We start from the raw sequence: 15816 nt of genomic DNA on the forward strand, positions 1-15816 counted from the left end.
AAACTAAATGAGGTGCAAGGGTATGTTATTAATAGAACAAACTTCAATTTTAATAGATGAATGTACAAAATGTGTAGAACGATTTTGGAAAATGCGTGAAGAGGACCGCGCACCAGATTTTTTTCAAGAGGTAAAGCCACATGCTGACAAAATACATGGCTTACTAAAAGACTGGCAACAACAAGCAGATGCTTGGATAAAAGCAAATCGTCCTAAATATATGCATACTCAACAAATTGCTTCAGCGGTGGAATCGATGGAGCAATTTGTTGTGCAATCTTTTTATAAGGAAACAAGTAAAAAACGTTTTCTCGATGCAATACAATCCACTTCCTATACACTAAAAAACTTTTACAATTTAGTAGAGGGGGGACAAGGTGATGCTATCGAAAAAACGGACAATTAGTGAACTGTTAGATGAGTGGCGCTACGATGAGGAATTAAAAGAGCGTATTTTTCATTGGCACACGTTAGATGGACGTGAGGCGCGACTCGCTCCTTTTCCAGACACATTGCACCCGTCGCTTATCAAAGCGCTTCACACACGTGGCATTAGGCAGTTATATACGCATCAGCGTGAAGCATTCGACTTAGCAAACAGTGGGCAATCGTTTACTGCGGTTACACCTACTGCATCAGGAAAATCATATTGCTATCATTTACCAGTGTTACAAAAGATTTTAGAAGACAAAAATGCACGTGCAATTTATTTATTTCCGACAAAAGCACTTGCACAAGATCAAAAAAATGATCTGAATGACCTGATTGAACAGACGGGGGAAGAAATTTTAAGTTATACGTACGATGGTGATACAGCACCAGGCATTCGTCAGAAAGTACGTAAGGCAGGTCATATTGTCATGACAAACCCTGATATGCTACATTCAGGCATTTTGCCGCATCATACAAAATGGGTATCACTCTTTGAAAATTTGCAGTATATCGTCATTGATGAGTTGCATACATATAAAGGTGTATTTGGTTCGCATGTGGCTCATGTCATTCGCAGGCTAAAGCGTATTTGCGAATTTTACGGCAGTAAGCCTGTGTTTATTTGTACGTCTGCTACGATTAAAAACCCAAAGGAGTTAGCAGAAAAATTAACAAACGAAACCCAAGCATTAATTGACGATTCGGGAGCACCTATTGGGAAAAAGACATTTTTGTTTTATAACCCACCGATCGTCCATAAAACATTTGGTGTACGCCGTAGTGCAGTGTTAGAAGTCAGTGATTTAGCGAAAAGATTGTATACAGCAGGTATTCAAACGATAGTTTTTGCCAAGAGTCGTGTGCGAGTAGAAATGATTGTCACTTATTTAAAGGAACTTACACGGAATAAATTGATGGATGAGTCCGTGCGTGGTTATCGTGGTGGCTATTTGCCGTCAGAACGTCGTGTTATTGAACGGGGCTTGCGTGATGGATCAATTCAAACAGTTGTCAGTACAAATGCATTGGAACTTGGTGTAGATATTGGGCAATTACAAGCGTGTATTATGACCGGTTACCCAGGGAATATTGCAAGTGCATGGCAGCAAGCTGGTCGTGCAGGGCGTCGTCAAGACGAGGCGCTTATTATTTATGTGGCACAGTCAACGGCTCTCGATCAGTATGTCGTACAGCATCCGCTGTTTTTACTTGGCAGCTCGCCCGAAGAGGCACGTATTTATCCAGAAAATATGCTGATTTTAATGGACCACTTAAAATGTGCTGCATTTGAATTACCTTTTTCAGCAGATGATTCATATGGGGAGTACGAGATCCAGGAATTACTCGATTATTTAGCAGAAGAAGGCGTTGTTTTTAAAACGAGTGATAAATGGCATTGGATGAGTGATCGTTTCCCATCGCATGATATTAGTCTTCGTTCGGCTTCGCAAGAAAATGTGGTAATTATTGATATGACCGTCCCAGCACAGACAAAAGTAATAGGGGAGATGGATCGTCATAGTGCAATGACCTTACTGCATGAAGAAGCGATTTATTTGCATCAAGGGGTGCAATATCAAGTAGAGAGGCTCGATTGGGAAGAGAAAAAAGCCTTTGTGCGTGAAGTAGATGTGGACTATTACACAGACGCCAATTTGGCAGTGGAAATGAAGGTGCTTGAGGAAGACCGCAGCCGTGATTATCATGGAGGTACCATTAGCTTTGGTGATGTTGGTCTAGTGGCACAAGCGACGATTTTTAAAAAAATTCGTTTTAACTCACACGACAACATTGGCTCAGGTCCTATTCAATTACCACCTGATGAAATGTATACAAGTGCATCATGGCTGTCGTTTAATAGGGTAGCACAATGGTCAGAGGCAGAATTAACCGAGGCCATGATAGGAGCGGCCTATGCTATGAGTGCCTTTATTCCATTATTTATTCAATGCGATAGTAGTGATGTTGCGGTCGTACCCCAAGTAAAGGCAACGCATAATGAGTTACCAACGTTTTTTGTGTATGATAAGTACCCTGGTGGTATTGGGCTTAGTGAAAGGGTGTATGATTTATGGGAGGATTTACTGACCGAGACTCTGCAACATGTGTCGAGCTGTCAATGTGAGTCAGGATGTCCTTCATGCATTGGTCCACAAGACTCTATTATCAATATGAGACAAAAAGTTGTCGAGCTTCTTCAAATTTTAATGAACCAATACGCAGACTAACATCACTTTTTTAGCTAGTGTGAACAGTTAGTCTTAATTTCAATAAAAAATAGTAACAAGTCCATTTCCTTCAGACTTGTTACTATTTCTTTAGCGTAATAGACCTAGCACATTTTTTTGCTGTTGGTTCGCTCGGTTAAGCATGCCTTGAGAAGCTTGTGTGAGAATTTGGCTTTTCACCATCTCCATTGATTCCTTTGCTATATCCGCATCACGAATTCGTGATTCTGCCGCTGCTAAATTTATGGCATAGTTTGTGGAATTATTATGTGTATGTTCCAATCGATTTTGATACGATCCAAATTTCGAACGCTGGGCCGACACGTTCGCAATTGCTGCATCAATCTTTGCTAGTGCATCAACTGCCCCAAGTCTAGTTGTGTAATCAAGATTATCAATACCAAGAGTCGTTGTTCGTCCATCAGCTAATTCAACTTCGAACGTATCGCCTTGATTAGCCCCGGTTTGTAAGATTAACGGTTCAGCTACATCAACGACGATTGTTTCTGTGATTGTTGTGATTGATTCTGGGATGTATTTTCTTGAATGGAATTCGACAGTTATGAATGTATCATGTGGAGTACTCCAGTCAAAGAGGGGGAAATCTGATAAATTACTACCTAAAATTGCATCGAGGTTTTCTTTGACGGTTCCTGCTGAGTGCGAGACGATAGCTGATGCCCATACTTCCACATCTTCATACTCATTTAATCCATTTATCCTTACTCCTGTAACAGTATTTCCAGAATAACTATAGCCATTTTTTAATGCAGTTGTAGTAAATGTATTATTGACTAAATCTACAGAAAAAATATATTCCTCCTGACTACTGGGATAAGGTTCCCATCGTTGACCACTTACTAAATCTGAAATATTGAAAGTCTTTTCGTATTTAGAATTACCAGGATTACTAAGTTCAAAAATGGTGATACTCGTCGCTTTGGATAAATCGACAACAGTTGGCGTTGTTTCATAATAGCCAGGGACAATGATATCTTTTGTCACGGTAATCGTTTTCGTACCTGTCTTAGCTCCGTTCAATAACTTAATCCCATTAAATTCTGTATTATTTGCAATGGCATTAATGCCTTGTTTGATTTGATCGATCTCTTTTTGAATATGTTCCCGGTCTGCATCTGTTAATGTATCATTTGCTGCTTGGATGGCTAATTCTCTTAATCTCTGTAAAAGTGGGTTTTGAATCGAGCCGAGTCCACCTTCCGCCGTTTGAATAAGCGAAATGCCATCTTGAATGTTTTGTTGAGCTTTGTGAAGACCACGAATTTGTGCTCTCATTTTTTCCGAAATTGCTAGACCAGCAGCATCATCTGCCGCTTTGTTAATTCGTAACCCAGAAGAAAGCTTTTCCATAGCTGCAGATGTCGCTTTATTATTCTTATTCATTTTTTTTAATGAGTTTAGTGCTGATAGATTGTGAGTGATTATCATTGTTATTTCCTCCGTCAATTCAATTTTTATCTATGATTAAAAAAATTATCGTTTATGAAGGTTAAAATTAGGTTAAATAAAAATAGGTATTTAGATTTGTTTCGCGATATAGTTCTTCTTAATCAACTATATGGGGTGTATTGATGTTTTGTTTGTTGTTGAACTTTGTTAATTAGCTCTTTGTCTTAAAAGAATCTATTAAATGCATTTAAATCACATTGATTCGAAATAAAGAGAGAGGATGAGTTATACTTGTAGTAAAAGAGAAACAGAGATTGTCTCACAGCCAATGTTTTTTTTGTACACAGGATCATATTGGTCGGTATTCTTTCATTTACTATCAGATAAAATGTATACAAGTTCTCCGGGTTTATCTTTTACAGCGACTGAATTATTAGCAGAAAATGAGTGATAATAATGTCTTACGAAAATAAAATACTACAAATGAAGAAAATGCTCGGTAAAAAAACGGAAAAACCGAAAGCAAACGAGTCAAAACCTGCATTTCAAAAACCTAAAATCCCTAGCTATACCCCACAGTGGGAGCAAGCTGGTTTAACACGAGTTGACAATGAATTGGGCATTGTCTTTTTACGAAAGGTTCACTATCCGCGAACGTATCAGCATGGACATTATCAGCTACAGGAGTTTTTTAACGCTGTTGCTAAATGGCAGTATGCTGAGTTTTCACATCCATATGCGTTAAATGAGGAAGAGTGCGTGTTGTTTTTTGATACGGAAACGACAGGCTTAAAAGGTGTGGGCACACAAATTTTCTTACTCGGTTTCTTAGAATTAACGGAGGAAGACTTTGTGCTGACACAATATGTATTAGCAGATCCAGCTCATGAAGCGGCATTGTTGTTTGAATCAAAACTGTGGCAAAAAACTGCGACAGTTGTGACGTATAACGGCAAAAGCTTCGATTGGCCACAACTTGAAACACGTTGGACGCTCAATCAAAAAGTATTGCCGAAATTACGGACGCAGCGCCAAATCGATTTACTGCATAGTTCAAAGCGTTTATGGAAAAATGATATGGAACGTATGAAGTTAAAATCTGTTGAGGAAGAGAAGCTTGGATTTTTACGAAAAGATGATATTCCAGGGTTTTTAGCACCAATCATTTATTTAGATGCGGTGAAAAGTGGTGTGCCAGATGCATTGATGAAAGTTTTGTTGCATAATGAATGGGATTTGCTGTCGCTCATTACACTCTATGTCCATTCTACAAATCTGCTGTTTGAAGAAATGGATGATGAGTCGGTAACAACATACACGAATATTGGGAAATGGTATGCGGATTTAAAAGAGGGCGCCAAAAGTGTCCAAGTTTTAGAAAAGGTGACGTCACAGTTCAATGAACTCGAAGCAGGAGACGCACAATTTCATTTAGCCTTTCAATTAAAAAGAAACAAACAATTCAATGAAGCAATTGATGCCTTTGTAGCATCATTACACTTCGTGGAATCTCGGAAGAAAATACAGGCACTTGAGCAATTGGCGATGCTTTATGAACACCAAATAAAAGATTTTCAGCAGGCAATAAGATACACAATTCAAGGCATTGAATTTCTAGCAGGCGTAGAGGATTTGCGTGAAGAGCAAAAAAAGAAATGGGAAATTTTATTTAAAAAAAGACTTCAACGATTAAACGGAAAAAAAATATTTCCTGGGTAAGCGCAAAATTCGACAAATTTAGCGTTTTATCAAGGCTTGAAACGATATATTTATATGAAATATGCTATAATGAATCCGTATATGTACTGTGTAAGGAAGGGCGATGTGAATGGACATTAAATTAACGTCAAAAATAATTCTTGAAAAAGAATTTAAGAAAAATTTTAAAGGTTACAATGTGGAAGAAGTCGATTCATTTCTTGATGAAATCATTCAAGATTATGAAACGTTTGAAAAAGTAGTGGCCCAACTGAGAGAAGAGAATAGAAAATTAAAAGAAGAAATTGATACAACCCCGAAAAAACAAACTGTTGCCCCTGTGAATGGCACAACTAATTTTGATATTTTAAAACGTCTTTCTAATTTAGAGAAACATGTATTTGGTAGCAAGTTGTACGAATAATTTTTGCAGATAAGTTGTATTTCTCAATAATTTCTAGTATAATATACGTATCATCATGAAATTCGAGTAATCGCTGCGGCGCTAGACGTCGTAGAGGAAAGTCCATGCTCACACGGTTCTGCGATGACCGTAGTGTTCGTGCTTACTGAAAAAATAAGGTAAGGCAGTCTATAGGCTGACGGCGGAAGGAAAACCTAAGTCTTTGTGATATGGTTGAAACTTCCTGAAAGTGCCACAGTGACGAAGCTTGCTTGGAAACTTGCAAGGTGGAACGAGGTAAACCCCACGAGTGAGAAACCCAAATTATGGTAGGGGCACTCTCCAAAAGGAATTGAACGGATGGAGGGACGAGAGAACGCTCTCGTAGATAGATGATTACTACCCGGTTGTACGAGGCGTAAGCTGTTTGAGTACTCGGGAACAAAACATGGCTTACTGAATTTTTTGATGTTTACCTATTTGTTATCAAGCGCTCTCCAATTAGGTGGAGAGCTTTTCTTTTGTAATATAATACAAGTAAAAAATTTCTAATTGATGTCTTAGTTAAAGCGTCACCTCCTTAGAATTGAAGTTGCATAATGGTTGTGATGTACCTATTACATAAAAATGTTGGTGCAAAAGCTTCAATCTGCAATGCTACAGGAGGTGGCGTTTTTCGAAATCTGGGGTGTGTGTACATATTTTTAGCACTTTTCTTAAACGAAGGTAGCAAATGAGATGGGATGGAGCCAAAACATGAACGTTGTAAATGATCGTACAAGCTTTGATAAGCTAAATTCGATTTCTAATTATCCTACTGCTTTAATTATGAAAATATTTGAAAATGTATCAGAAGGTATCATGATTACAGATAAGTATAAAAAAATTGAGATGGTGAATCCAGCATTCGAATTCGTTACGGGGTACAAACGAGACGAAGTAATTGGGAAGTCCCCAGCTGTTTTGCAATCTGGTATACATGAACTACCTTTTTATATAAGTATGTGGGAAAAGATACGACAAGACGGAATTTGGCAAGGAGAGATTTGGAATCGTCGGAAAATGGGAGATATCTACCCTGAATGGTTGACAATTTTCGGTGTAACCAACGATGAGGGAGAAATCACAAATTATTGTGGTATTTTCACAGATTTGTCTGAAAGAAAAATAGCAGAACATGAACTCAAGAAACGTTTAGTAACAGATTCCTTAACGGATGTCTCAAATCGATTTGCTTATATTGAGCGAATGAATAGTTTACTAGAATCGACTTCTACTATTTCTCATTCAGTGCAGCATGCAGTGTATGTCTTAGATTTAGATCGTTTTAAGATAGTCAATGATACATTAGGGCATGCGAACGGCGATGCGATTCTTGTTGAAACAGCGAAAAGAATTCAATCTTTACTAAAGAATAAAGATATCGTTGCTAGATATGGTAGTGATGAATTTATCATTACGTTAACAAATGTGAAAAATGAACGAGAAGCCACAAGCTTCGCTGAACAAATTATTAGCGTCATCGAACAACCAATGAATATAGATGGTCAGGACATTTTTATATCTACAAGTATCGGTATAAGCATGCATCCTAAGGATGGAGAAACAGCAGAAGAGTTGATTCACTGTGCGGATAAGGCAATGTCATATTCAAAGAAAAATGGGCGGAGTGGCTATGCATTTTATTTTGATGAATTGCAAACCGATTCACAGCGTGTGCTACTATTAGATGCTGAACTACGCAAAGCAATTGAAAATCAAGAATTTGAACTGTATTTCCAACCGAAAATTGAGTTGGAAAAACAGGGGATTCAAGGATTAGAGGCACTTGTACGATGGAACAATAAAAAATTGGGCTTTGTTTCACCAGCTGAGTTTATCCCTTATGCTGAAGAAACAGGGCTAATTATCCCGTTGAGTGAAATCATTTTTAATAAAGCCTGTGAAGCAGTAATCGAATTACAAAAATACGGAAAAAATTTGCCGATTGCCATTAACGTTTCCAGTATACATTTTAAGCAACAAAATTTTTTAGAATCAATACAATCAATTTTAGAACATCATGGCACACCTGCAAACAATTTTGAAATCGAAGTAACTGAGCGTACGGTAATGAATAGTTCGGCTGAAACAGTAAGCAAACTCGTTAGATTGAAACAGCTTGGCTTTAGAATTTCAATTGATGATTTTGGTACAGGCTATTCATCGTTAAGCTATTTAGTTCGGTTCCCGCTCGATTGCTTGAAAATTGACCGTAGTTTTATCCAACATATTAGCTCGCTGGATGAAAAACAGGCTGTCGTCGATGCAATTATACAAATGTCGCACCGCTTAAAAATGAAAGTTGTAGCAGAAGGTGTAGAACAAGCCCAACAAGTGGATATACTACGAAAAATGAACTGTGATATTATCCAAGGCTATTACTACAGCAAACCTTTACCGATGCATGAATTACTTGAGTTTATTAAGTTTTGGGAAATTGAGCACCAAGGAAGGAAATAAAGTATGGCACAATATAAATTAGTAGCAACATCAGCAATGGGTCTAGAGGCAATCGTCGCACAAGAGGTGCAAGCTCTAGGCTATAAAACGACTGTCGATAATGGCAAGGTATACTTCGAGGGAGATGAAACGGCGATTGCCCGTGCAAATCTATGGTTACGCGTGGCGGACCGTGTGAAGATTGTTGTAGGACAATTCCCTGCCACTTCGTTTGAACAATTATTTGAAAGTGTAAAGGCACTTCCATGGGAGAAATATTTACCGGTTGATGCTTCTTTCCCAGTATCGGGTAAATCCGTGAAATCCAAATTATTTAGTGTACCGGATTGCCAAGCAATCACGAAAAAAGCAATCGTTGAACGTTTAAAGCAACATTATAAACGTATTGGATTTTTAGATGAATCTGGGGCAACTTACAAAATTGAGGTATCAATTTTAAAAGATGTGGCTACATTAACTATTGATACGTCAGGTGTAGGTCTTCATAAACGTGGTTATCGTCAATCACAAGGGGAAGCACCATTAAAAGAAACATTAGCTGCAGCACTTGTGCAAATCTCAAAATGGAACCCAAATCGTCCATTTGTTGACCCGTTCTGTGGTTCAGGGACGATTGCGCTTGAAGCAGCGATGTTCGGTCAAAATATTGCACCAGGCTATAATCGTGAGTTTATCTCAGAAGAGTGGCCATGGATGAAGGCTAAAATTTGGGATGCTGTACGTGACGAAGCAGACAGCACTGCAAATTACGATCAACCGCTTGAAATTATTGGAACGGATATTGACCACCGTATGGTTAGTATCGCGCAAGAAAATGCTCTTGAAGCTGGCTTTGGTGAAATTATTACGTTCAAACAAATGCAAGCGCGTGATTTTACAACAAGCCTAACAGATGGTGTCATGATCGGGAACCCACCATATGGTGAACGTATTGGTGATGTGGAAGTCGTAGAACAAGTCGTTCGTGATTTAGGACAAGTGATGAAAAATCACCCAACTTGGTCAGTTTATATGCTGTCATCGATGAAAAACTTTGAAGAATTATACGGTCGTCAATCAACGAAAAAACGTAAATTATTCAACGGCTTCATCGAAACAAACTACTACCAATTCTGGGGCCAAAAATCTAAAAGAGACTAATGTTGATCTTTACCAAAAAATTTGGAATGACATTTGATTGAAGTGGAGGCTGGGTGACCCCTGAGGGATTATAATAAAGGAACGAAGACTAAAAACGTCACATCGTGTGACAACGCCTTCGTGAGCAACATCTTGTTGCCCCGAGACCCTGGAGCGAGGCTTTCCGAGTGAAGCGGCTCATCGGACGCCCCCGAAAAGCGCCCAGCCGGAATGGAAATCAACATTAAGTTATGATGATTACCTTAAATATTGAAAAAATTAGTCGGGTACGGAAGGTGAGATGTTTCTTACCTTCCGTTTCGTCGTGTATAATAGGAATGATTGTTAGAGGGGGAACGTTAACTTGCGAAAATCTTTACCATTTGCATTATCAAAAGATAGATCTTTTTTCGAGTCATTAGGTGACTGGATGGGGGATGTTTTGTATGATGAACTACCAGAGAAGGGCTTTGAATGTCGCGATGAGCAAATTTTCATGGCATATCAAATCGAGCAGGCTTTAAAAGAAAAGAACGTACTATTTGCGGAAGCGGGTGTAGGTACTGGGAAAACCATTGCTTACTTACTGCCAGCAGTATCGTATGCGCGTTATACAGGGAAGCCAGCGCTTATTGCTTGTGCAGATGAAACGTTAATCGACCAGCTTGTCAAAGAGGGCGGCGATATTTATAAATTACAAAAAACACTCGGTCTTGACATTGATGTTCGCTTAGCCAAATCACGTGATCAGTATCTTTGCTTAAAGCGTTTTGAAGAAGCGGAGAAAGTAGAAACGGATGAATGGATTGATGATATTTCTTTTTCAATTCCAGATGGTGTGTACGCGCAAGGTTCGATGATTGCTGTGCAACCATACGGAGATCGTAGTGATTATCCGTCTGTAAGCGATGAAGATTGGCAAAAAGTCAATTACAATTCAATCATGCAATGCTCGGTATGTGACCTGCGTAATCGTTGTGGTCAAACACTACATCGCGCGCATTATCGTAAATCCACGGATTTGATTATTTGTTCACAGGATTTCCTAATGGAGCACTTAGCAACAAAAGAGTCGCGTGAACGTGAAGGGCAACTTGCACTTTTACCTGAAGTGTCAATGATGGTATTAGATGAAGGGCATTTACTTGAATACGCAGCTCAAAAAGCGATGACGTATAAAGTGCAGGCAACGACGATTGTTCAATTGCTGGAACGTTTAATGGTAGATGGTGTTCGTGAACGTACATTATATGCAATGGAAAAACTTCAGGACGACCATGAGCTATTTTTCGACCAGCTACGCGATGATGTCGTGCAATCTGGTGAAGATCGTAAACGAATTAATAAGTCTGCGACACTATTAAAATATGGTAAGCAACTTATTGCCGATGTAGAAGTTTTACTAGAGGAATTCGTCTTTGAATCAGAAATGTATATGATTCCTGAGTATGAACTGAATATGGCAGAGGAATATTTAGAGCAATACGAAGCATCATTACGTATTTTCACTGCGCAAGGTGATGCAGTAGATTGGCTTGAAGAGACAGATGGTGAAGAAACACTCGTTATTATGCCACGTCTTATTACTGAAGTATTAGAAGAAAAGTTATTCTCGAAAAAACTACCAATCGTCTTTTCTTCTGCAACACTTTCAGTGAATAAGGACTTCTCGTATATTGCCTATAGTTTAGGAATTCGTGATTATCAATCATTCTCAGTGCCATCTCCATTTGATTATGAAGAAGTCATGAAAATTTACTTGCATGAATTGGCACAACCGCGAAAAACAGCACGAGTACAACAACTGTTAAAAGATGGCGAGAAAACGCTAATCTTATTTAAATCTAAACAAGCAATGTTAGACTTTAAAAATGAATTACCGATAATGGAGCGCATGTATGTTGCATTTGAAGGTGATCGTGAACTATCAGCGATCGTTCGTGATTTCCAAGAAGGTACAGTGAAAACATTATGCTCGTATCATTTATGGGAAGGCTTAGACTTACCAGAAGAAGCCTTAACACGCGTTATTATTTTTGATTTACCTTTCCCACCGCATGACCCATTATTCGATGCAAAACGTTCATTTGCTGAAGATCCTTTTGAAGAAGTCGAGTTACCATTCATGCAGCTACGTTTGCAACAAGGAATGGGACGTTTAATTCGTACATCCAATGACCATGGGGATATTCACATTCTGTTAAATGAAGAGGAAATGAAGCAACGTGCATCATTTGAAAATATTTTAGCAGTAGTACCAGAAATGAAGTAATAGTGAAAGTGATTTTGTATTAATTTGCAAAATCACTTTTTTTTTGAATCAAATGAATCTTTCAATCGTCTATGATTGTAAGAGAGATGAATATGAGTGTTACTTGATACAAAAATATTGTACGAAAACTATAACAAAGATAAATTTACATATATTTTTTAATGACAGGTAATCGTGAAACATCAGAGGATTTAATGCAGCATTCGTTTGTACGCTGCCATCAATATTTACATATATTTCGACAAGATTCGAATATGCAAACATGGCTACGAAAGGTTGCACGAAATCTTGTTTATGATCACTTTAAACGTCGGCGTATCGTAGGTTTTTAGAAAAACACGAAAAAGCTTATGTTCCACATGATCGGATTGAAATGACTGAAGACATGTATGAATTATATACTGGGCTCTAAGCGTTAAACGTACAGTTTCGAGAAGCCCTTATTTTGCGGAAAATCCAAAGTGAAAAATGATACTACTCGTGCACTTGAGGCGCTAAAAAGAGTGATGAGAGGGGAAGTCTCAGAGGATGGACAATGAAAAACTAGGGAAAAAATTTGTGCAAATAAAGTGGACACAAGAAGAACAGCGAAATTCGTGCCGTCAAGTAGAACAAAAAGATAAACAGCATAAAAAAAGTACACATTATAAATACATAGCCAGTTTGATAGGTTCATTCGTAATAATCTTGTTCTTTCTTGGTCAACTACTTAAATTTTCATCCTTCGACGTTTTACATCAGTCACAACAACAAAATAGCATTGAATCGAATGAACAGCTCTCAATTACGAGCTCATATATTTATAAAAATAAGGCTGGTCAAAAAGAAGTTGACTTTCTAAATCCATTTTTCTGGGAAAAGAAAAGGTTGATCGGTCCTCTTGGCTAGAAACGCTTGAAAAAATAGGCGCAGCTTTAACTTATTCAAATAGGTTAGATCGTGATGAAGGTGAAGTAATCTATATTAGTGATGATCGCGATATTTTAATGCAATATGACAATGGTACTTCACTCTATATAAAATGCTATTTAACAGAAAAAGGACTATTAGTTGAAATGGTCGATCAGCAAAAAGAATTTGAGCTTACAGATAAGGAGTTAGTCACTCTGTATAGTGATGAAATAGATAAAATAGACATTCAGGTGAAAAATAAAGTTTTTTTACAAGTAATACTGATGGTCATATTTTTAGGTATTGTCTTTTTTATTATGTTCAAAAGGCAACAACAAAATCCTAAAGTGGATGTAGAACCTTTAAGATGGGAGAAAACTTTTATTTTTTTAGTACCTGTCGGTATAACATTAATGACAAATATGGTTACACGATATTATGGCTTTTTCCATGCGGGAATCCTAATTCCTTGCTTATTTAGTCTACTATTTTGTCTGGTTATGGTGACTGAGCGCAGAAAGCCCTTGAGACAACGTATCATCCATTTTGGCTGGATAGCTAGCATTTTTATTGTATCGATACTAATCATTTTTGGTTTATAGATGAGAGGGTGATTTTATAAAAGGTTGAGGAGCCATTTTGTCGATATAGTGCATAAAAAAATCCCTTCCACAAGAGGAAGGGATAGGTTTACTACCAAAGGTTATTGTAGCCTTTTGCACCAGGAGGGGCGTTTGAAATAATATCGATCAGTGGAATTGTATAAGCGAATAAAATTAACGCTACTAAAATAACAAGCCACAGTTTGAAGTTTTCTAATATCGGCGGCGTATGTCCGCTACTTTCATGTACATCACCGACTGGGAATTCTTCGTTGCCTTTTGGGGCGAACCAAATTAATTTTACGACAATATACATGATAACTAAAATCGCGATGAATAGGATTGTTCCACCAACAGCTTGTGCAATTTGGTATGGGATCCAATCATATGCTTGCTGTGCACCACCATACTCAGAGTAATCAGAGCGACGAGGGGCACCGAGTAGACCAGCGATATGCATTGCAGATGACATAATTGTCATACCAACTGCCCATAAAATACCCGACATATTAGCAAGTGTGTTTAACGATTTTGTTAGTTTGCGTCCCGTTAAATGCGGGATTAGCCAGAAAGCGGCACCAAAGTATGTTAATACAACTGCAGATGCAATGGTTAAATGGAAGTGACCAGGAATCCAGATTGTATTGTGTACTAATTGGTTCATTTGATACGAAGCATTGACGATACCGCCAGCACCACCAGGCACGAACGCTAACATTCCGATGAATGGCACGAAGAAGCGTGAATCATTCCACGGTAATTTTCTGAACCAGCCAAAAAGTCCCTTACCACCTAGTTCACGCCCGCGTAATTCAAACATAGCAAACATCGAGAAGGCAGTCATTAAGGATGGTACAACTACAGCCATCGTTAATACAACTTGAATGAACTTCCATGTACCGTCAATACCAGGTTCTGTTAGCTGGTGATGTAAACCAACCGGTACAGAGAAAAGTAAGAATAAGATGAATGAGAGCCTTGCTAATGAATCTGAGAAAATTTTTCCGCCGATTACTTTAGGAATGACAATATACCATACCATGTAAGCAGGTAGTAACCAGAAGTATACAAGAGCATGCCCGAAATACCAGAATAATGTACGAGATAATAACACATCTACTCGTTCAATTAAGCCAAGTGACCATGGTAGAAGTTGGAATAGTACAGATACAGCTACCCCCAACGTTGCTACAAGCCATAGAAGATTATTTACGACAACCATGAAAGAAAGTAAGGGACTTGGTTGACCGCTACCTTTGTTCTCTTTCCGCCATTGCATATAACGTAAAACTTGCCCTGCACCGCCAACCCAAGAGCCGACTACGACTAAGGTTAAGCCTAAGTAGAAAATCCAGTGTGCTTGAAGAGGGGCATAGAATGTATATAAGACAGTTGCTTTATTTAATAAAACCATTACAGCAGCTGCAGTAGTACCAATTGTCATTAACCAGAAACCAATCCAGCCAAGACGACGTTGTGAATTTGAGAACGTTCCAGAAGTGCGACTAACGCCAGCAATTTGGAAACCGAAAATGAAAAATGTTGTTAATATAAGACCGAGTAAAACACCATGAACAGTTAAAACTTGATAATAACCAATACCTGCTGGCAATGTGAACTGGCCAGAGCGTACGAATACTTGTAATAAACCAGCGAGACCACCTAATAGTAATGCGATAAATGCCACATAGATATGTGCAAGTGCTAACTTCGCATCACGACGATCCACTGTAGTCAAATTATTCAGACTCATTTGGATCCACCACCTTCAACATAGAATGCATAAGCGTATGTCCTGTACCGCAGTATTCATTACAAAGGATTAAAAATTCACCTGCTTGATTGATTTCTGTTACATATTCAGATATGTAGCCAGGTTCAAGCATCATGTTAACATTTGTACCTGCAATTTCGAAGCCATGTATAACATCTTGGCTCGTTGCAATGAATTTAACTTTTGCGCCAAGTGGTACTTCGATTTCAGGTGGATCATAGTAGAAAGCAGAAGCTAAAATAACAACTTCATAATCCCAATCTTTTCCTTTAACCTTGTGAACACCAGGATTATTAAAGGGTGCAATTTCTTTTGCTTTTTCATAATCAATTGTTTTCTTCCCATTGTTAGGATGCGAGCCTTGATGGAATGCACCAATGCCGAGAATGATGAGGAAAGCTACTAATGTACCTACACCAAACACAAGCCAATACTTCTCGTATTTATGTATATGCATATCTCTCCGTCCCTTCTTTAATAAAATT

General features: G+C 38.3%; 13 protein-coding genes and 1 other RNA gene. 11 read left to right on the top strand and 3 right to left on the bottom strand.

Annotated features, from left to right (window positions below; translation table 11 throughout):
- Nucleotides 1-22 precede the first annotated feature (22 nt).
- The gene (locus ACIQZG_RS14535; protein WP_402756130.1) at nucleotides 23-406 is read left to right on the top strand and encodes a YppE family protein; all 384 of its coding nucleotides are present in this window, start codon (nucleotides 23-25) and stop codon (nucleotides 404-406) included.
- Nucleotides 381-2660 (top strand): DEAD/DEAH box helicase, encoded by a 2280-nt coding sequence (locus ACIQZG_RS14540; RefSeq protein ID WP_402756132.1) that lies wholly within the window; start codon nucleotides 381-383, stop codon nucleotides 2658-2660. Before ACIQZG_RS14535 ends, ACIQZG_RS14540 begins: the two co-directional genes overlap by 26 nt.
- 90 nt (nucleotides 2661-2750) lie before the next feature.
- Here the strand turns inward: ACIQZG_RS14540 and ACIQZG_RS14545 are convergent, their stop codons facing one another.
- On the bottom strand, nucleotides 2751-4109 hold the full coding sequence (locus ACIQZG_RS14545) for a flagellin N-terminal helical domain-containing protein (protein ID WP_402756134.1): 1359 nt from the start codon (nucleotides 4107-4109) through the stop codon (nucleotides 2751-2753).
- Nucleotides 4110-4526: 417 nt separating this feature from the next.
- Here ACIQZG_RS14545 and ACIQZG_RS14550 point away from each other — a divergent pair, with 417 nt between their 5' ends.
- The 9 genes from ACIQZG_RS14550 (at nucleotide 4527) to ACIQZG_RS14590 (ending at nucleotide 13557) form a co-directional block, all read left to right on the top strand.
- Nucleotides 4527-5789 (top strand): ribonuclease H-like domain-containing protein, encoded by a 1263-nt coding sequence (locus ACIQZG_RS14550; protein WP_402756135.1) that lies wholly within the window; start codon nucleotides 4527-4529, stop codon nucleotides 5787-5789.
- A gap of 109 nt (nucleotides 5790-5898) precedes the next feature.
- Nucleotides 5899-6192 carry a cell division regulator GpsB gene (gene gpsB, locus ACIQZG_RS14555; protein ID WP_402756136.1) on the top strand — a complete coding sequence of 98 codons (294 nt, stop codon included), beginning with the start codon at nucleotides 5899-5901 and terminating at the stop codon, nucleotides 6190-6192.
- Nucleotides 6193-6250: 58 nt separating this feature from the next.
- An RNA gene (gene rnpB, locus ACIQZG_RS14560) (RNase P RNA component class B) lies at nucleotides 6251-6632 on the top strand.
- Nucleotides 6633-6927: 295 nt separating this feature from the next.
- Nucleotides 6928-8673: an EAL domain-containing protein gene (locus tag ACIQZG_RS14565; RefSeq protein WP_402756137.1), complete on the top strand. Its 1746-nt coding sequence runs from the start codon at nucleotides 6928-6930 to the stop codon at nucleotides 8671-8673.
- 3 nt (nucleotides 8674-8676) lie between these two features.
- Nucleotides 8677-9813 carry a THUMP domain-containing class I SAM-dependent RNA methyltransferase gene (locus tag ACIQZG_RS14570; RefSeq protein ID WP_402756138.1) on the top strand — a complete coding sequence of 379 codons (1137 nt, stop codon included), beginning with the start codon at nucleotides 8677-8679 and terminating at the stop codon, nucleotides 9811-9813.
- 343 nt (nucleotides 9814-10156) lie between these two features.
- Nucleotides 10157-12064 (top strand): ATP-dependent DNA helicase, encoded by a 1908-nt coding sequence (locus ACIQZG_RS14575; RefSeq protein ID WP_402756139.1) that lies wholly within the window; start codon nucleotides 10157-10159, stop codon nucleotides 12062-12064.
- Between the two features lie 161 nt (nucleotides 12065-12225).
- Nucleotides 12226-12396 carry an RNA polymerase sigma factor gene (locus ACIQZG_RS14580; protein WP_402756141.1) on the top strand — a complete coding sequence of 57 codons (171 nt, stop codon included), beginning with the start codon at nucleotides 12226-12228 and terminating at the stop codon, nucleotides 12394-12396.
- Between the two features lie 196 nt (nucleotides 12397-12592).
- Nucleotides 12593-12952, top strand: a complete 360-nt coding sequence (locus tag ACIQZG_RS14585) for a hypothetical protein (protein ID WP_402756143.1) — start codon at nucleotides 12593-12595, stop codon at nucleotides 12950-12952.
- Between the two features lie 98 nt (nucleotides 12953-13050).
- A complete protein-coding gene (locus tag ACIQZG_RS14590) occupies nucleotides 13051-13557 on the top strand; it encodes a hypothetical protein (RefSeq protein ID WP_402756145.1) in 507 nt (168 codons plus the stop codon).
- Nucleotides 13558-13648: 91 nt separating this feature from the next.
- On the opposite strand, the gene ACIQZG_RS14595 is transcribed toward ACIQZG_RS14590, so the two are convergent.
- Entirely contained in the window at nucleotides 13649-15310 is a 1662-nt protein-coding gene (locus ACIQZG_RS14595) for a b(o/a)3-type cytochrome-c oxidase subunit 1 (protein WP_402756147.1), read from the bottom strand.
- Nucleotides 15297-15788: a cupredoxin domain-containing protein gene (locus ACIQZG_RS14600; protein ID WP_402756149.1), complete on the bottom strand. Its 492-nt coding sequence runs from the start codon at nucleotides 15786-15788 to the stop codon at nucleotides 15297-15299. Before ACIQZG_RS14600 ends, ACIQZG_RS14595 begins: the two co-directional genes overlap by 14 nt.
- Nucleotides 15789-15816: the final 28 nt, after the last annotated feature.

This window comes from Lysinibacillus sp. NPDC096418, from assembly GCF_044762775.1.
In the GTDB taxonomy this organism is placed as follows: domain Bacteria; phylum Bacillota; class Bacilli; order Bacillales_A; family Planococcaceae; genus Lysinibacillus.